This window comes from Actinobacillus indolicus (assembly GCF_004519515.1).
Taxonomy (GTDB): Bacteria; Pseudomonadota; Gammaproteobacteria; order Enterobacterales; family Pasteurellaceae; genus Glaesserella; species Glaesserella indolica_A.
Map to the genome: position 1 here is coordinate 1,136,407 of NZ_CP038145.1, position 17,666 is coordinate 1,154,072.

The 17,666-nt window shown below is 39.7% G+C and carries 21 protein-coding genes; 6 read left to right on the top strand and 15 right to left on the bottom strand.

Annotated features, from left to right (window positions below):
* Positions 1-58: 58 nt before the first annotated feature.
* Both glpQ and glpK read left to right on the top strand, forming a co-directional pair.
* Positions 59-1,141 carry a glycerophosphodiester phosphodiesterase gene (gene glpQ / locus EXH44_RS05560; RefSeq protein WP_162856597.1) on the top strand — a complete coding sequence of 361 codons (1,083 nt, stop codon included), beginning with the start codon at positions 59-61 and terminating at the stop codon, positions 1,139-1,141.
* Positions 1,142-1,254: 113 nt separating this feature from the next.
* A complete protein-coding gene (glpK, locus tag EXH44_RS05565; RefSeq protein WP_162856598.1) occupies positions 1,255-2,763 on the top strand; it encodes a glycerol kinase GlpK in 1,509 nt (502 codons plus the stop codon).
* A 174-nt stretch (positions 2,764-2,937) separates the two neighbouring features.
* Here the strand turns inward: glpK and napF are convergent, their stop codons facing one another.
* From napF to EXH44_RS05610, 9 genes are all read right to left on the bottom strand, one after another.
* Positions 2,938-3,456 (bottom strand): ferredoxin-type protein NapF, encoded by a 519-nt coding sequence (gene napF, locus EXH44_RS05570; protein WP_162856599.1) that lies wholly within the window; start codon positions 3,454-3,456, stop codon positions 2,938-2,940.
* A gap of 6 nt (positions 3,457-3,462) precedes the next feature.
* Positions 3,463-4,065 carry a Tat proofreading chaperone DmsD gene (dmsD, locus tag EXH44_RS05575; protein ID WP_162856600.1) on the bottom strand — a complete coding sequence of 201 codons (603 nt, stop codon included), beginning with the start codon at positions 4,063-4,065 and terminating at the stop codon, positions 3,463-3,465.
* Between the two features lie 66 nt (positions 4,066-4,131).
* Positions 4,132-4,968 (bottom strand): DmsC/YnfH family molybdoenzyme membrane anchor subunit, encoded by an 837-nt coding sequence (locus tag EXH44_RS05580; RefSeq protein ID WP_162856601.1) that lies wholly within the window; start codon positions 4,966-4,968, stop codon positions 4,132-4,134.
* 1 nt (position 4,969) lies between these two features.
* Entirely contained in the window at positions 4,970-5,587 is a 618-nt protein-coding gene (locus EXH44_RS05585; protein WP_162856602.1) for a DMSO/selenate family reductase complex B subunit, read from the bottom strand.
* A 10-nt stretch (positions 5,588-5,597) separates the two neighbouring features.
* Positions 5,598-8,027, bottom strand: coding sequence for a DMSO/selenate family reductase complex A subunit (locus EXH44_RS05590; RefSeq protein ID WP_162856603.1), 2,430 nt, complete (start codon positions 8,025-8,027; stop codon positions 5,598-5,600).
* 218 nt (positions 8,028-8,245) lie between these two features.
* Positions 8,246-9,463 carry an aromatic amino acid transporter gene (locus EXH44_RS05595; protein ID WP_162856604.1) on the bottom strand — a complete coding sequence of 406 codons (1,218 nt, stop codon included), beginning with the start codon at positions 9,461-9,463 and terminating at the stop codon, positions 8,246-8,248.
* Between the two features lie 117 nt (positions 9,464-9,580).
* Positions 9,581-10,999: a tryptophanase gene (tnaA, locus tag EXH44_RS05600; RefSeq protein WP_162856605.1), complete on the bottom strand. Its 1,419-nt coding sequence runs from the start codon at positions 10,997-10,999 to the stop codon at positions 9,581-9,583.
* A 67-nt stretch (positions 11,000-11,066) separates the two neighbouring features.
* On the bottom strand, positions 11,067-11,153 hold the full coding sequence (gene tnaC, locus EXH44_RS11170; RefSeq protein WP_373767434.1) for a tryptophanase leader peptide: 87 nt from the start codon (positions 11,151-11,153) through the stop codon (positions 11,067-11,069).
* Positions 11,154-11,384: 231 nt separating this feature from the next.
* Entirely contained in the window at positions 11,385-12,227 is an 843-nt protein-coding gene (locus tag EXH44_RS05610) for a patatin-like phospholipase family protein (RefSeq protein ID WP_162856607.1), read from the bottom strand.
* A 194-nt stretch (positions 12,228-12,421) separates the two neighbouring features.
* Between EXH44_RS05610 and EXH44_RS05615 the strand changes: the two genes are divergently transcribed.
* Together EXH44_RS05615 and EXH44_RS05620 are read left to right on the top strand one after the other, a co-directional pair.
* Positions 12,422-12,784: a type II toxin-antitoxin system RelE/ParE family toxin gene (locus tag EXH44_RS05615; protein WP_162856608.1), complete on the top strand. Its 363-nt coding sequence runs from the start codon at positions 12,422-12,424 to the stop codon at positions 12,782-12,784.
* On the top strand, positions 12,765-13,034 hold the full coding sequence (locus tag EXH44_RS05620) for a helix-turn-helix domain-containing protein (RefSeq protein ID WP_162856609.1): 270 nt from the start codon (positions 12,765-12,767) through the stop codon (positions 13,032-13,034). Before EXH44_RS05615 ends, EXH44_RS05620 begins: the two co-directional genes overlap by 20 nt.
* Before the next feature lie 61 nt (positions 13,035-13,095).
* Here the strand turns inward: EXH44_RS05620 and EXH44_RS05625 are convergent, their stop codons facing one another.
* Both EXH44_RS05625 and mioC read right to left on the bottom strand, forming a co-directional pair.
* Complete coding sequence (locus tag EXH44_RS05625) at positions 13,096-14,760, bottom strand: bifunctional metallophosphatase/5'-nucleotidase (protein WP_162856610.1); 1,665 nt, start codon at positions 14,758-14,760, stop codon at positions 13,096-13,098.
* Between the two features lie 9 nt (positions 14,761-14,769).
* Positions 14,770-15,213, bottom strand: a complete 444-nt coding sequence (gene mioC, locus EXH44_RS05630) for an FMN-binding protein MioC (RefSeq protein ID WP_162856611.1) — start codon at positions 15,211-15,213, stop codon at positions 14,770-14,772.
* Positions 15,214-15,298: 85 nt separating this feature from the next.
* Between mioC and EXH44_RS05635 the strand changes: the two genes are divergently transcribed.
* On the top strand, positions 15,299-15,826 hold the full coding sequence (locus tag EXH44_RS05635; RefSeq protein WP_162856612.1) for a GNAT family N-acetyltransferase: 528 nt from the start codon (positions 15,299-15,301) through the stop codon (positions 15,824-15,826).
* Positions 15,827-15,926: 100 nt separating this feature from the next.
* Here the strand turns inward: EXH44_RS05635 and EXH44_RS05640 are convergent, their stop codons facing one another.
* The 4 genes from EXH44_RS05640 to EXH44_RS05655 are packed head-to-tail and all read right to left on the bottom strand — an operon-like array spanning position 15,927 to position 17,106.
* Positions 15,927-16,208, bottom strand: coding sequence for a hypothetical protein (locus EXH44_RS05640; protein ID WP_162856613.1), 282 nt, complete (start codon positions 16,206-16,208; stop codon positions 15,927-15,929).
* A 9-nt stretch (positions 16,209-16,217) separates the two neighbouring features.
* Complete coding sequence (locus EXH44_RS05645; protein ID WP_162856614.1) at positions 16,218-16,538, bottom strand: outer membrane protein assembly factor BamE; 321 nt, start codon at positions 16,536-16,538, stop codon at positions 16,218-16,220.
* Positions 16,522-16,842 carry an outer membrane protein assembly factor BamE domain-containing protein gene (gene bamE, locus EXH44_RS05650; protein WP_162856615.1) on the bottom strand — a complete coding sequence of 107 codons (321 nt, stop codon included), beginning with the start codon at positions 16,840-16,842 and terminating at the stop codon, positions 16,522-16,524. Before bamE ends, EXH44_RS05645 begins: the two co-directional genes overlap by 17 nt.
* Before the next feature lie 15 nt (positions 16,843-16,857).
* Positions 16,858-17,106: an outer membrane protein assembly factor BamE gene (locus tag EXH44_RS05655; protein WP_162856616.1), complete on the bottom strand. Its 249-nt coding sequence runs from the start codon at positions 17,104-17,106 to the stop codon at positions 16,858-16,860.
* 127 nt (positions 17,107-17,233) lie between these two features.
* Here EXH44_RS05655 and EXH44_RS05660 point away from each other — a divergent pair, with 127 nt between their 5' ends.
* The gene (locus tag EXH44_RS05660) at positions 17,234-17,578 is read left to right on the top strand and encodes a helix-turn-helix domain-containing protein (protein ID WP_162856617.1); all 345 of its coding nucleotides are present in this window, start codon (positions 17,234-17,236) and stop codon (positions 17,576-17,578) included.
* Positions 17,579-17,666: the final 88 nt, after the last annotated feature.

The window sequence follows — 17,666 nt, forward strand, 5'->3', positions numbered from 1 at the left end:
GATTAAAAGGAAGACTCTCTAGTCTTCCTTTTTATATCTATAAAAAGAGGAAAACAGTATGAAACTCACAAAATTTGCATTAGGTTTAGTAGCAACAGCAGTATTAGCAGGTTGCTCAACCTCAAACCTAGTCGCAACACAGTCAGATAAACTGATTATTGCACACCGTGGTGCAAGTGGTTATTTACCAGAACATACCTTAGAAAGTAAAGCTCTCGCATTTGGACAACAAGCGGATTATTTAGAGCAAGATCTTGCAATGACTAAAGATAATCGCTTAATTGTTATCCACGACCATTTCCTTGATGGCTTAACCGATGTCGCGAAAAAATTCCCAAATCGTGCGAGAAAAGATGGACGCTATTACGTGGCGGATTTCACCTTAAAAGAAATCCAAACCCTTGAAATGACCGAAAACTTCAGTGTAGAAAATGGCAAACAAGTTCAAGTTTATCCAAACCGCTTCCCAATGTGGCAATCGAATTTCAAAATTCATACCTTTGAAGACGAAATTGAATTTATTCAAGGATTAGAAAAATCCACAGGCAAAAAAATCGGTATCTACCCTGAAATCAAAGCGCCTTGGTTACACCACCAAGAAGGCAAAGACATTGCGTTAGAAACCTTAAAAGTATTGAAAAAATACGGCTATGACCAAAAATCAGACCTTGTTTATCTACAAACCTTTGACTTCAACGAGTTAAAACGCATCAAAACAGAATTGCTACCAAAACTTGGTATGGACGTGAAACTTGTACAATTAGTGGCTTACACTGACTGGCATGAAACGGAAGAAAAAGACAAATCAGGTAAATGGGTAAATTACGATTATGACTGGATGTTTAAACCAGGAGCGATGGCCGAAGTAGCGAAATATGCAGACGGCGTTGGACCGGGTTGGTACATGCTCATTGACGACAAACAATCTAAAAAGGGCAACATTGTCTATACTCCATTAGTTAAAGAGTTAGCCCAATATAAAATGGAACTTCACCCATACACTGTACGTAAAGATGCACTACCAGAGTTCTTTACTAACGTAAATGAAATGTATGATGCTTTATTAAATAAAGCAGGTGCAACGGGGGTATTTACGGACTTCCCTGATACTGGGGTAGAGTTTTTGAAAAAAGGTAAATAACGTTACTTTTTAAATAAGCGGTTAGTTATTGGAATATATTTGCAATAACTAACCGTTTTTATTTTCTTAAAAAATATACTATGTAACCTTAAATAATTTTCAGAAGAGACCCTATGACTAAAAAATACATCATTGCATTAGATCAGGGTACAACAAGTTCTCGTGCCGTCTTATTAGATAAAAATGCAAATATTGTTGAAGTAGCACAACGTGAGTTTACTCAAATTTATCCACAAGCGGGTTGGGTTGAACATAACCCAATGGAAATTTGGGCAAGCCAAAGTTCGACCTTAAATGAAGTGGTTGCAAAAGCAGGGATTAAAGCCGATGAGATTGCTGCAATCGGTATTACTAACCAACGTGAAACCACCATCGTTTGGGAAAAAGAAACAGGTAAACCGATTTACAATGCGATTGTATGGCAATGTCGCCGTACCTCGTCTTTCTGTGATGAATTGAAAAAAGCAGGTCATGCAGATTACATCCGTAAAACAACAGGTTTAGTGGTAGACCCTTACTTCTCTGGCACAAAAGTAAAATGGATTTTGGATAACGTAGAAGGTGCGAGAGAACGTGCGAAAAAAGGCGAATTATTATTCGGTACAGTCGATACTTGGTTAGTTTGGAAATTAACTCAAGGAAGAAGCCACGTCACTGACTACACCAACGCTTCTCGTACAATGTTGTTCAACATTCACACAAAACAGTGGGACGACAAAATGTTGGAACTATTAGATATTCCACATGAAATGTTGCCTGAAGTGAAAAATTCTTCTGAAATCTACGGACAGACCAACATTGGCGGTATGGGCGGTGTGCGTATTCCTGTTGCAGGGATTGCTGGTGACCAACAAGCGGCACTTTACGGACATCTTTGTGTCGAAGCAGGTCAAGCGAAAAATACTTACGGCACAGGCTGTTTTATGTTGATGAATACAGGCGCTCAAGCGGTTGAATCGAAAAACGGTCTATTAACCACCATTGCGTGTAACGCCAAAGGTGAACCTTGCTATGCCCTAGAAGGCTCAATCTTTATGGCTGGTGCTTCAATCCAATGGTTACGTGATGAACTCAAAATCATCCACGACGCTCGTGACTCTGAATACTTCGCCACTAAAGTTGATAGCACAAACGGTGTATATGTCGTGCCTGCATTTACTGGTTTGGGTGCGCCATATTGGGATCCGTATGCGCGTGGTGCTATCGTCGGTTTATCTCGTGGTGCAAACCGTAACCACATTGTGCGTGCGACATTAGAATCTATCGCTTACCAAACCCGTGAAGTGTTAGATGCAATGCAAGCGGACAGCGGCGAGAAATTAGAAACCTTACGCGTTGACGGCGGTGCGGTTGCGAACAACTTCTTAATGCAGTTCCAAGCAGATATTCTCAATGCTAAAGTAGAGCGTCCTAAAGTACTAGAAGTGACAGCGCTCGGTGCGGCTTACCTTGCAGGCTTGGCGACAGGTTTCTGGGGTAGTTTAGAAGAATTACGCGGCAAAGCAGAAGTTGAAAAAACTTTCTCACCAGATAACGATGAAGAAAAACGTGCAAGACGCTACAAAGGCTGGAAACGTGCGGTGAAACGTTCATTAGAATGGGCGAAAGAAGACGCTGAATAGTTTCTATAAATAGACAAGCGGTGAGTTTCTGCAAATTTTTTGCAACAACTGACCGCTTGTTTTTCTAATTTTATACCTAGCACGCAAAATGCGTAACCCAGTACGGCTTTGCCGTGCAGGGATGTTAAATAAATATCTTTTGATGATTTTATAACCTTAAAATATCAGCAAGCCCTAGATTTTTAGTTCGATACCATTCACAAAACACGCAATCTTACACTCCCCACAACCGTTACATTTTTCATTATCTAACGTTAAATCAGACAAAATCGCTTGCTGCGGGCAGGCTTGTTGGCAAGTATCGCAAGATTGTTTATTTTTTTTAAGGCAACGTTGATTAAAAACGGGACGTAGTTCTGTGTCGGCTTTGAAAGCGAGGTTTAACGCATTGGTTGAACAGATTTCGGCACATTTCCCACAAAAATCACAAGCGGAATAATCAATTTCGAGTGTTGCTTTGCCTTGCTGTAATTGAATTAAACCATAGGGGCAGACGCTCACACAGTCACCACAGCCGTTACATACCGATACAAACAGATGTTCAGGGCAAGCAAACGGCGGGCGGGCTACTTGGCGAGCGATTTCCGTACTCACACTTTTTTGCGTACCGCCAAGCAAACCGCGAAATAGCCCTCTGCGTGAAATAGTATTCATCGACAGATAGGCTTGATAATACTGTTCATCTTTTGCCATAGAAAATTAACGATAGAAAGTGACATTCGGCACAATCAGGAGCAACTGTTCTTGCCACACTTGCAATACCTGTTGTGTCAGCAATGCTAAACCTTGGTAGAACGGGTATTCCGTCTGTTCACTTGCCAGCTGTAAATAGCGTTTTGACCAAGTGAAGAAGTGCTTACTTAAAAACGTATTCAGCAATTCAGGGTTATTTTCAGCTAAATAAGCAGAGAGTAACAACATCAAACCGATATGATCTTCAGGTTCGTCGTAAGCTAAATTGAGTGAAAATTCGATTTGGTGCTGGCGTAAAAATGCACGCAATTCAAGTAGTGAATTACCGAAGATAACGCTTTCAGGATCAAGATAGACTGAACCCCAAGGCGGTGCAATCAAGGTATTTGGACCGATAAACATTGCCTGATGTTGCTCTGCTAAATCTGTTTGGCTGGCTAATAATTGGTTTATTTTTGCAGACGGCTCAACGCCTAACTGCTCTGCCCAGTCATTTTGATTGAAAAACGACAATACCTTTTGTGCCTGTTCGCTATTGGGTTCAAAGTAAAATAATGTGCCAAGCAAGCGTCCAGTAATGGAAATCCATTGTTGTAATTCAGGTTGCATAATAATCCTTATGAAGAAAATAGGACGTAATGATACGTCCTATTTGAGTATTGATAAAGTCACTCATTAACTGGCAATCGCCATTCCTGCTGTCATATGTAAGCCATAAAATAGTGTACGTCCTACCAGCTCTGCGAAGAGTGCAAAAATGACGGCAACTACGAGCAGAACGGTATTTTTGCTACGCAAGAAGATAAATCCAGCTAAACCGAGTAAGGCTAAACGTAATGCCATTAAAGGTGCAAAATCTGGGACTAAAGTGACCGCTTGTGTGACAGATGAGTGAATGTTGGCAAGGCTTGCTCCTTGATACATCACGGTAATTGCCACTAATACAACCCCGATCCAGTAGAGATAAGGCACCCATTTTAAGCAATACTCTTTATAGCTGTTTGGCTGTAATAATGTATAGCCTAAAGCCGAACCGCCGACAACAACGGTTAAATAAAATGCCCAAGATGTTAGAGGTGTATACCATGTTGGTACGGTGCTGATTTGATAGACATTTGCCATCATATACATAAAGACCAAACCGACAAGAGATGTAACCACTAACCATAATTTGCCTAAGGCTTGCGGCATTTTGTTTAAAATAGCAAGTAACCAGTAACAACCTGCAAGAGCAAAAAACAATGCACCGCTGGCAATTTCATTACTGAGCATTGAGCTACCGATGCGATTAAGTGAATTAAAGGCTCTTAGCGGTGAGCCTAAGTGCATAATAGATGCGACAAAACCTATACCAAGCAATGCTAATACAACAAACATTACTTTATGCACATATTGGCGGCTTTTGCTACTTTCAGCCTGACAAAGTACGAAAGTAAACAGTAAAAATGCACCGACAGCACTTTGTGCGAACACGGTAAATAGAATCAGTGGAAGTTCGTGTAGTCCGTTCATCTTACACCTCTCTTGGATTAGCTAAGAAACCGCTGGTATCGCCACTTGGTTTCGCATTTTTATTTGGTTTAACCACTAAGTTCGGTTGAGTCAAATCTGCGGGTGGTAGTGGTGCGATAGAAGCTTGATTGCCATATTTTTGACGCAACTCGTCAATCGGAGCGAAGTCTAAAGCACGCAATGGGCAAGCATCGACACAAATCGGTTTATCTCCTTCTTTCACTCGAGAATAACATCCGTCGCATTTGGTCATATGTCCTTTCTGTGCATCATATTGCGGTGCATCGTAAGGACATGCCATACTACAATAACGGCAACCGATACAGGTTTTTTCATCAACCACCACAAAGCCATCAGCATTTTTATGCATTGCACCTGTCGGGCAGACCTTAACACAGGCAGGATCATCACAGTGGTTGCAAGAGATAGACATATAGTAACTAAATACATTTTGCTCCCAGCAACCGTCCGCTTGAGCTGTCCAAGTACCGCCAGTATATTCATAAATACGGCGGAAATTCACTTCAGTACCGAGATCTTTGTAATCCTTACAAGCAAGTTCACAGGTTTTACAACCAGTGCAACGGTCTGAGTCAAAATAAAAGCCAAATTGTTTCATTATTCACTCCTTACATTCTCTCGATCTGTACTAAATTAGAATGTTGCGGGTTGCCCTTTGCCAACGGTGAAGGACGTTGTGTCGTCAGCACATTGATACAACCTGCGTGATCTACTTTGTTATTATCTGGGGCATGCCAAGCACCCTCCCCTAATGCAACAACACCAGGCATAATGCGTGGGGTCACTTTTGCGTGAATACGCGCTTCACCACGATCATTAAAGACACGAATCATATCGCCGTTTTTAATACCACGAGGTTCCGCATCAATTGGATTGATCCAAACTTCTTGTGGATTTGCAGCTTTCAATACATCTACATTGCCGTAAGTTGAGTGAGTACGTGCTTTATAGTGGAAACCTGTGAGCTGTAATGGGAATTTTTCCATTAACGGATCGCCGAAATGCTCAAAGCTGTCCACATGAATTGGAAGCGGGTGGATGACTTCATCTTTTTGCAATGTCCACTCTTTTGCAATTTCCGCAAGACGTGATGAGTAGATCTCAATTTTACCCGATGGCGTGCTTAATGGGTTTTTCTCTGGATCTTCACGGAAATCTTTATAGGCAACATAGAAACCATTCGGATCAAGTTTTTTGAAAATCCCTTGTTTTCTAAATTCTTCAAATGTTGGTAATTCAGGAAGTTTTTCTTTAGATAGAGCGTATAAGTGGCGTAACCATTCTTCTTGACTGCGATTTTCTGTGAATTGTTCTTTGACATTTAGTTTTTCTGCTAAGTCACTCATCATGTCATATAGCGTTTTGCATTCAAAGGAAGGCTCTATTACTTGATCCGCAAAGATAATGTAGTTCATATTTGCGACGTAGGCATCCATACAAAAGTCCATTTGTTCTGATGCAGTACAATCTGGTAGTAATATATCGCTATATTTTGCGGTTGATGTCATATGGTTGTCGATGGTGACAATCAACTCACATTGCTCTTCATTTTGTAGAATATCGTGAGTGCGATTGATATCAGCGTGTTGGTTAATTAAACAGTTACCAGCATAGTTCCAAATCACTTTAATCGGTGCGGTTAATTTCTCAACACCACGAATACCATCTGTTTTAGCGGTCATTTCATGAGAGCGGAAAATAGCATCTGTCCATAAGAACATTGGTATACTTGCTTTTACAGGATTTTCAAGGGTAGGCATACGAACAAAAGGAATTTTATATCCACTTTCTCTTGCACCTGTATTTCCACCATGAATACCAACATTTCCTGTTAAGATTGCTAACATAGCGATGGCACGAGAAATTAGCTCCCCATTACTACGGCGTTGTGGCCCCCAACCTTGAGAGATGCAAGTAGGCTTTGTATTACCAATTTCACGGGCTAATTTAATGATTCTATTTGCTGGAATACCTGTAATTTTCGATGCCCATTCAGGTGTTTTGGCAATTCCATCATCGCCTTGTCCTAAAATATAGGCTTTATAGTGTCCATTTTTCGGTGCATTTTCAGGTAATGTTTTCTCATCGTAGCCAACACAGTATTTGTCTAAGAAAGGTTGATCTACCAAATTTTCGGTAATCATCACATAAGCAAGTGCAGAACAAAGTGCAGCATCAGTACCAGGGCGAATAGGGATCCACTCATCTTCACGTCCAACACCTGTGTCTGTATAGCGTGGGTCAATGATGATCAGTTTTGCATTCGATTTTTCCCTTGCTTGCTCAATACAATAGGTTAATCCACCGCCACTCATACGGGTTTCTGCAGGGTTATTGCCGAATAGTACGACTAATTTGCTATTCTCAATATCCGCCATACCGTTACCCAAAGCCCAGCCTCCACCATAGGTATAATCTAAACCGACAGCAATTTGAGCAGTACTGTAATCGCCATAGTGATTGAGGTAGCCACCGATACAGTTCATTAGACGTGCAACAAGGGTTGCACCAGGTGGCCAAGATTTGGTTACAGTACCTCCAAGAGTTCCTGTTCCGTAATTAAGATAAATACTTTCGTTGCCGTATTTGGCAATGTTTTTCTGTAGGGATTGAGCAATTTCTTTGAGAGCTTCATCCCAACTAATTCGTTTAAATTTGCCTTCACCACGTTTACCAACCCGTTTCATTGGATATTTTAAACGGTCAGGATTATACACACGGCGACGCATAGAACGTCCACGAAGGCAAGCTCTTACTTGATGATCAAGATTATAGGTATCTGTCCCCGTATTATCTGTTTCCACATAGGTGATCTTATTATCTTTGACATGCATGCGTAGCGGACAGCGACTACCGCAGTTTACAGTACAAGCACTCCAGACAATTTTTTCATCACTTGTTGTATTGGTTTGTGGTACAGGATTTGCCATTGCATTAAATGGTACGGCAAGATCAGCTGCCAATGCGGCTACACCAACAGAAGAGCCTTTAAGAAAGGTTCGGCGCGTCACATTAGGCGTAAGATGTAATTTCTCCATATTTCCTCCTAAATTTATGACTTTAGTTTGAGTGAAAGTGTAGTCCTAAATATGAAAAATATCCAAACTAAAAGGAGGGAAATTGGGAAAAATATGATTGAAATCAATAAGTTAATTATTGATAATTATTCTTTTTTAAGTAGTGGTTCTCATTGTTCAAATAGAGTACAAAGCGGTCAGTTCTTACAAATTTTTTGCAACAACTGACCGCTTGTGTTTTAGCCTTTAAATACTGGCAACATGCCGAACATGGTTAAGAAGTGGAAGGCAGCGACTAAGATGCCGAACAGAATTAATGCACCAACCATTAGTGACCCTCCGCAAGCGATAAAGCCTTGTTGGTTCGGGTTTTGTTGGCGGACTTTGTAGACTAGAATTGCAGGGATAATACAAGTCCAAATAGTTGCCACTGCACCTGCATAGCCAATCGCTTTTAAGAAGCCGAACGGGAATAATACGGACAGTATTAATGGCGGTAAGAAAGTAACTAGCCAACTTTTTGTTCTACCTGCTTTGCTGTTCTCAAACTTGAAGAAATCTGCCAAGAAGTCAAATACGCCTAATCCTACACCGATAAAAGATGAGAGAATTGCAGCCATAGAGAAGGCATTGAGTGATTGTTTGATATGCGGTGAATCAATTACGCCACCTAAGGTTTTTAGCAATACATCAATATTGCCGTCGCTTGCGATAATTGGGGCGAATTGATCTCGTGGTAAATTGCCGAAAATGCTTAATAGCCAAACAAGATATAAGAATAGCGAAATTAATGTACCGTATAAAATCGCTCGGGAGGCTTTTTTCTCTTCGCCGTAATAAGCACGCATAGATGACACAGAGTGGTGATAACCAAAGGATGTTAATGCCACAGGGAGCATCATCATAGCGTATTTAGCATATTCAGACGTTTCCGTTTTTGCGCTGTCAAATAAGGTTTCAAGACTGATATTGCTCGTTAAACCGAAAATACTGAAGGCGAAACTGAGCACCATAAAAACAATTAACAGCACAGAAATTCGGTCAACGGCACGGGTGGAATGCCACACAAAAGCACCGAATACGAAGACAAACAAGATCGAAGCAATTTTGCTATCTAACCCTAGTAAATCTTGCAAGATCAAGCCAGATGATGTGATATAAGCGTACAGCAAAATTCCACCGACGAAGTAAACCGCAAGATTGTTAATAACATTGACTTGGTTGCCTAACACCGCTTTCGTGACGGTATTGAATGAGGCACGAATATCGTATTGTTTATAGGATTCCAATAACATCCAGCCAGATAGTGTCATCATAATCATGGTGAGCAACATGACGAGGATGGTCCACATCGTCCAAGAGCCAGCTCCCGCACTGGGTAATCCAAGCATACCTGCACCGACACAGACACTTGCAATAATACACGCACCGCCAAAGACAGAAGGTTGTTTACTCATTTTTTTCTCCTTTTGATTGGGGGAAGTTCATTTTCAGCGTTTCGAACGGGCGGACACATCGGTCCGCCCCTACGATGTAGCTGTCTGAAATCGTGTTTACTTACCCCTTGTTTCTATTTAATCCACTTCTTTTAATAAGGCAGTGAAGTGTCTTAACACTTTTGGCTCATAACTGAAGGTTAATCCTTTGATATTGTTAATATTTTCTTTCACTTTTTGGAACGCTTCAATAATAAAATCCATATGTGTTTGAGTATAGGTTGCTCGTGGAATGGTTAAACGTAGCAATTCTGCTGGGCAAGGTAGCTGTTTACCCGTTTTCGGATCACGTCCAAGTAAGAATGAACCAATTTCTACAGCACGAATACCAGCAACTTTGTAAAGTTCACAGGCTAAGGCTTGAGCTGGGAATTGTTCTGCAGGGATATGTGGTAAGAGCTTACCTGCATCGACAAACGCAGCGTGTCCGCCCGCTTGTTGGCACACTACACCAATCGCTTCCAAGCCATCAACCAAGTATTGCACTTGGTTAATACGATATGCTAACCAATCTTGACGCATACCGTCTTTTAAGCCGACTGCCAAACGCTCCATCGCTCCACCTTCTAAGCCACCGTAGGTTGGGAAACCTTCTTGTACTACACAGAGTGTGCGGCATTCGGTATAAACATCAAAGAAGCTATCATCTTTAAAGCAGAGTAAACCGCCCATCGGCACCATCGCATCTTTTTTCGCTGACATTGCCAACATATCAGCATATTTATAGCTTTCGTAGGTGATCTGTTCAATCGTCCAATCTTTATAGGCTTCTTCACGTTGTTGAATGAAGTAGGCATTTTCTGCAAAGCGAGCGGAATCCATTACGACTGGAATATCATATTTTTGTGCAATTTCATACATTCCCTTCATATTTGCAATAGAAACGGGCTGACCGCCAGCAGAGTTACAAGTGATAGTACACACAATATAAGGCACGTTTTTCGGATCGGCTTCTAAAATCGCTTGCTCTAATTTTTCGAGATCAAAGTTGCCTTTGAAATCACTACGAACGCCCGTATCAAAGGCTTCTTTGGTATAGGTATTTCGCACTGTACAGCCATTAATTTGGCTATGACCTTGTGTAGTATCAAAGAAGTAGTTAGAAATAACGACCGCTTTTGAACGATCCAAGCCTTTTTCTTGTTCACGTTTTTTAATCAGAACAGGAATATAAATTTGCTCCGCACCACGTCCTTGGTGGGTTGGAATCGTATATTGATAGCCAAAGATCTCTTTGACGGCATTGGCTAACGCGTGATAACTACGGCTACCGCTATAAGCTTCATCACCACGTAGCATCGCCGCTTGCATATCTTGAGTGACTGCACCTGTACCACTATCAGTCAACAAATCGATAAAAATATCTTCGCTATCTAATAAAAACGGGTTCATCCCTGCTTTTAAAATCGCTTGTTCACGATATTCACGGGTAGTACGTTTTACGGGTTCAATCACACGAATACGGAAGGGTTCTGGTAAATGTTTGAAATTTTGCATAATAAAATCCTTACACCAAATAAATTTGGTGGCTTAAATGAATAACAAATTGAAATAAAAGAAAAATCTAAGCGAGAGGATTTAACGGAAAGAAAAAAGAGAGTTTATGATCGAGATTAAACCACCGACTGAGTAAGATTGTAGAGACTTTCATAGTAAGCTCCTTACAGGGTTTATGGACATAATCATAAATATTAAGGACGCTGAATAGTAACAAGGTGTGATGATTTTGTGTAAATTATTTGTTTAAAATGTGACCATTGTCACAAATTATTTACATAGATTTGTAGATTGAGTGATGTTGGGAAATGAATACAAGCGGTGAGATCATGATAAAAATTTGCAAATTATTCAACAAAACTGACCGCTTGTATGGTTAGTCGATCTACTGACTGAGATAAGCTTTCAGATTTTCCATCTCTCTTTGAGCATCCGAAACCCCTAAATCGTACATAGCTTGAATTTTAGCTGGATCTTTTTCAATCCGTTTAATTGGCAACGTTTGTGACGGGCGGATAACAAAAATGTTGCCCTGTTGCTGTTGTTCAATGACCTGCTCAACACATTCATTATAGTTTTTATAACGATGAATTAATGCTTCAACCAATTTAGGATATTTATGGTAGAACAATTTACTGAGTAACGGACTGGAAGGTGATTTTCGATAGTCCAGCGGACGAGTAAGTACAACAATGATTTTATCATAGCCGAGAGCTTGGCATTGCTTGAGCGGAATGCTATCTGCAATACCGCCATCAAGGTATTTTTTACCATCCACTTCCACAATATTTGACACATAAGGCATTGCTGATGTCGCTCGCAAGGTTTCCATCTGTGCAAAAGGATCAGTGATTTTATGGTATTCCGCTAAACCCGTTTCGATATTGGTTAAGGTGGCATAAAAATCAATCGGCGATTGTTTAAAGGTATCGTTATTAAAAATATCCAATTTAAACGGCACATCATAAAACGCAAATGCCTTATTCACGATGTTGCCTGTGGTGATTAAACTGCGGAAGCCTAAGTAACGGGGATCGTTGAGATATTTCAGATTATAGCGTAAGGCACGCCCACGCTGTTTAGAAGGAAAATTCGCCCCGAATAGCACCCCAGCCGATACGCCGACAATGCCGTCAATGTGAATGTTTTCATCCATAAACACATCCAACACGCCTGCGGTAAACATTCCACGCATTGCACCGCCTTCTAGTACTAATCCGATTTTCATTACATATCCTATTGTAAAAAAATGATGAGCTATTTTAGCGTGTTCATTGAACATTGTGAGAGCTTATTTACTGATTTTAGGTGAATTTTTCGATCTATATCGAAAAAATGATTTTTATACATTGTGAACAAGATAAGTAAAAGTTAGGGTATTTACACTTGTTTTATATCAAATTTGTTATATTTTGGTAATATATGTGGAAGATTACTTTTTATGAAACGCTCTCAGGGCATTGTCCGATTGCTCATTTTATTGATGGACTGTCGCCTAAACTGCACGCAAAAGCTTTGCACGATATTAGTTTATTACAAGATTTTGGGAATCAGTTAGGTATGCCCTATTCTAGAGCAATGGGGAATGGTTTATTTGAGTTACGTATTTCACAGTCTAATAATGCCGTAAGGATTTTTTATTTCTTTATGAGAGATGAACAGATTATTCTCACTAACGGTTTTATCAAAAAGACTGAAAAAACACCGACAACGGAGCTTAAAAAAGCATTGGTATATAAACAAGACTATGAACAGAGACTGAACAATGAACTTCAACGAATTTAAGCAAAAATCGCTACAAAATCCAGAAATCAAACGAGAATATGACGCTTTAAAGCCACAATATGAGTTAATCAAACAACTTATTGCATTACGGCAAGAGCAGAAACTGACTCAAAAGCAACTTTCTGAAAAAATCGGTGTTGCTCAAAGTGCGATAAGTCGCTTAGAAGCTGGAACACATAATCCTTCTATTGCCTTTTTACAGCGAATTGCAAATGGATTAGGGAAAGAATTGGTGATTGAGTTTCGTTAGAGATAAGCTAAGTGAATTGTATAGGGTGGTTCTTAGCCCACCCTATAAATAAGAGAAATTCTTATTTCCCTAACCCAATAATCTCCCAACGGTTATGAGATAACCCTTCGATTTTGCCTTGTTTCACGTTGGTGATGTAATCAATCAACATATTTTGAATCGTGCCAGCTTCTTGACCCATTGCCACTTTAGATTCCCAAACCACAGGGATTTTTTGACCTTCAAAAATACCGCCTTTTTTGGTTAATTGACCAAAGCGATAAGAGTTCATACCCACTTTGAGTTTCATCTCATCGGTCACTTTGCGCCCGTCCGCAAGGGTTAAATCCACGATTTTGCTACCGTTTGGGTTGCGTAAATCAATTTTGTAACTCACACCGCCGAATAAGTCGAAGGTCACATATTTTGATTTACCACGCACTTCATTATAACGGTAGTTGGTATCGCCTGGTTGGATCGTATCAAAGTAATCTGCTGACCATTCCATATATTGTTTCAGCTGTTTACCTGTCATTTCGTACACGGATACATCACCACCTGCATAGCGGTAGTTGTAGATAATGTCTTTTTTCTTAATATCACCTTTATCTAAACGCACTGTTTCATAGTCAAAGGCAAATGACACCACGTCCGCTTTGCTATAATGTTGTTGCACATCGTGAATGAGTGATGACATTCCTGTATCTTTTGAGAACGCAATAGACACTCCGTGATTTTTGCCTTGTGGGATCATATCGTTTGCAACTTGACCGATCACCACGTTATTTAAACGGCGAAGTTCTTCGTGATAAGGTTTGTAGATTTCGACGATTTTTGGATCAGATTCCAATTTATTCACAGGCACGGTTTTTGCAGATTTTGACAGCAATTTGACCGCTTGTTTATCGTCCACATCAAAGGTTAAATCCACTTCAGACACAACCGTGCCATAGCGGTGTGGCTCGGTGATTAAGGTATTTTTGATGGTTTCGCTTGGTACGTTTTTATGCATATGTCCTGCGATAATCACATCAATACCGTCCACCGCATTCACTAAATCCGCCACGCCCGTGTCTGCAATGTTGTTCTCGTTTTCAATGCCCATATGTGCAATAACGATAATCGCATCAACGCCTTTCGCTTTTAAGTCGGCGATTTGAGCTTTGGTTTCTTCGATTGGGGAAGTAAATTTCATATTATCGAGATAACCAGTGTCCTTTTCAAAAGTCGCAGACATTGGCGTAGTTAAGCCGATAATCCCGAGTTTTACCCCATCTTTTTCAATGATCGTCGTTGGATCAAGATAACGTTTACCGTCTTTGTGATAGAAGTTTGCGGTGATTTTTTTCGCCTGCATATCTTCTAAAATGGCATCTAACGCTGGCATACCAAAGTTAAATTCGTGATTACCTAAAACGAAAATATCGTAATTCATCGCATTTAACACTTTTGGTACTGGGTTGTCTTTGGCATATTCCGCTGTTTTAGCAAAAACTTCCACTTGGTTGTCCTGAATCGCATCACCCACTTCAACTAACAATACATTTTTGTGGTTTTTACGCACATCGTTCACATAGGTTGCAATTTGGGCATAAGAGCCTGAACGATCTTCTACGTCTGCACCATAGCTCCACGGCACAACACGCCCGTGAACGTCTGATGTCCCTAAAATTTTAATGTTCACTTCTTTTGCAACAGCCACGCTGACTGCCGATAACATAAAGAAAGTACCTAGTAGTTTTTTCATTTTTTATCCTTATAGGTTTGAAGTAAAAGAAGGAAGCCATTCTTCCGCACTGCCGTCGTGGTCAAAATTGTTCACCACGTCAATGCGTAGAGATTCGCATACTTGTGTCGCCCCTTTGGCAGTTAAGCCTTGTTCAACAAGATTAACGGCATTGCAGAAAGTGTCGTAATCGGAACTGCCTAATCCGACAACCCCAAATTTCATTTGGCTGAGATCAAGATTGCTTTCGGCAAGTTGTTGGAAAAGGGGTTGGATATTTTCAGGCAGTTCGCCTGCTCCGTGTGTGGATGTCACGACTAACAGGGCAGTTTGATGTTGAATATCGGCTAATTCGGATTGGTTAAACAGCTCAACTTGATAGCCTTGTTCGGTGAGAACATCATTGAGATGATCGGCGACATACTCCGCACCGCCTAAGGTGCTACCAGTGATGATACAAATAGATTTCGACATAGCATACTCATATTGTAAAAAAATCGACTTATTCTAGAAGAATTGTTATAAAGAATAAACCAGTTTTGCATCAAGGAGAGAGAATATGAGCTGTATCACATTGTTAGTCCCAAATAAAACTCATCAAACCGAAGTGATGGCATATCGACAGGCTTTTTCAAATCACGCGATTGACGGCGGTGCAATGTTAGAGAAATTTGATGACTTCTCTCAATGGCTGGATTATTTAGCACAACCTGAAGGCTATCTGACCGCTTGGGGATTTAACAAGGTGCAAGACTCGACCTATCTTGCGTGGCATACACAATTACATCGAGTGGTTGGAATAATTAATATCCGCCACAATCTCAATAACGACTATCTGCGACAATTTGGCGGACATATCGGTTATTCCATACACCCTGACTTTCGCAAGCAAGGTTACGGCTCGGAAATGTTGAAATTAGCTTTAGCAAAGGTAAAAACGCTAGGCTTAGATGAAGTGCTGATTACCTGTGAAGAAAGTAATGTAGGCTCTGAAAAGGTGATTTTAAATAACGGCGGAAAGTTTGAGGCTATCGTTGTATTTAACCAAGTCAAAAGAATGAAACGGTTTTGGGTTGAGGTGTTGTAAAACAAGCGGTCATTTCGCTAAAAAATTTTGCAAAATTTTCTACTGATCTGACCGCTTGTTTTTAACTTTTTAAAAGGTGCTAGAGATTTTTTCTTAAAAGTCAGTTTTTTTCAATGTCTTCAACAATGATTTGATCAGGTTCTAGCATAGGGAGAATTTGAGATAACTCTTTTCGTGCTTCATAATCTAAATTATTTCTATGCGATATATCAAATGTTTTAGTAAATATAAGAATTTGTCTTATACCTCTATTATTTTTTAACTCTTCTTTTTCTAACGTTTCGAAGAAATAGTTGTGCTTTTCTAATAAGTTGATAAATTCTTGATGAGTTTCAACTTTATTATTAATTAAATACAGTTTTGCTTTTATAGAAAGATACATATTTAATTCCTATTTGAATAAATCAATACATTTTTGACTTTTGTTGTATTTAGTCAAAATACCGCTCTCAAATAACAAGATAAATTCTGTGCTGTATCTTGTGGTGAGTGGGTAAGTTAAACATTCTTTACCTCTATCTGCCTCAGTGGTAAGTGGATATCCCAAAATCTCTATAATTTGCTTCTTATTCATTCCAATATGAATATCATTAATAATTTTTTCGACATCATTAATCGGTTTATCAATCTCTGGAATAGCAATATGAGAAGGTGTTTGTTGACACCCCACAAGAAGCATAATAAAGGTTATTGATTTAATAAGTACTCGCAAAAAAACGCTCCAAAAGCCCATTTTCATCGAAATAGGCATGTAAATAAGACGTGCTTTGGCGAGGTAGAGGAACTGGAGAGACCTGATATATAACACGATATACCCCTGTAGAGTCATAGTCATATGTTTCTTTTTTCCCTTCTATTTTTTTAGAAGTAGGCTCTCCTAAGATAGAGATGACTTCTTGTTTCGTCATTCCAACCATTAAACTTCTTGATAGTATTTCATAGTTAGTATTAGGAGGGATAGAGCCACAACTTGAGAGAAAAGTACATACAAATAAAATAGATAATAGTTTTTTCATTAGTTCTTCCTTTTATTAAATACTACAAATTGCCGAAGCTTCATATAACTTCCCATTTTCATCAAAACAGATTTCAACATTAGCGTAGTCATACCGTTCTTTTTTGCCCCTCGCTTCTTTTTTATCTGGTAGTTTTCCTAATACGGAAATGACTTCTTGCTTTGTCATACCTGGAGCAAGCAAACTGGAGTTGACATAAGTACCCGATGATGCACAGCCTACAAGAGTGAGTATACTGAGTTGCGTTACAACAAATTTATTCATCTTTATGCTCCTTATCTCAAAATATTACATAAATGAATTTATTGAAATTCTATGCTTTTATGATGCTTATTGCAAGAATAAAAACTACGAAAATATGCACTTATAGAATAATTCTAAGTGTGTGTATATGGCGAAATTTGTTCCAAGTGAGATTGATCGATTAATAGGGCAACGTATTCAAAGAAGACGTAAGGAGTTGGGTTTTACGGCAGAAAAACTTTCTGAATGTGTGGATATTTCTCAACCTCAATTCTCCCGCTACGAACGTGGGACAAATAAAATCAATATGGCTCATTTGGTTGCGATAGCGACGTTTTTAAAAACGCCAATTAGCTACTTTTTTGCGGATTGTATGGAAGAGTTTGGTTGGAATAATGATGAAATGGAGTTAGATCGCCATTGGCAAGAATTGAGTGCTTCGCAGAAGGCGTTGTTTATTCCGCTGTTGAAGGAATTACGCAAAAATAATTAAAGATACTGACAAGCGGTGCGATTTATAAAGAATTTTGCAAATTTTCATTATTATGTAGCACTTGCACAAACATTTAATTTTTTCGTAG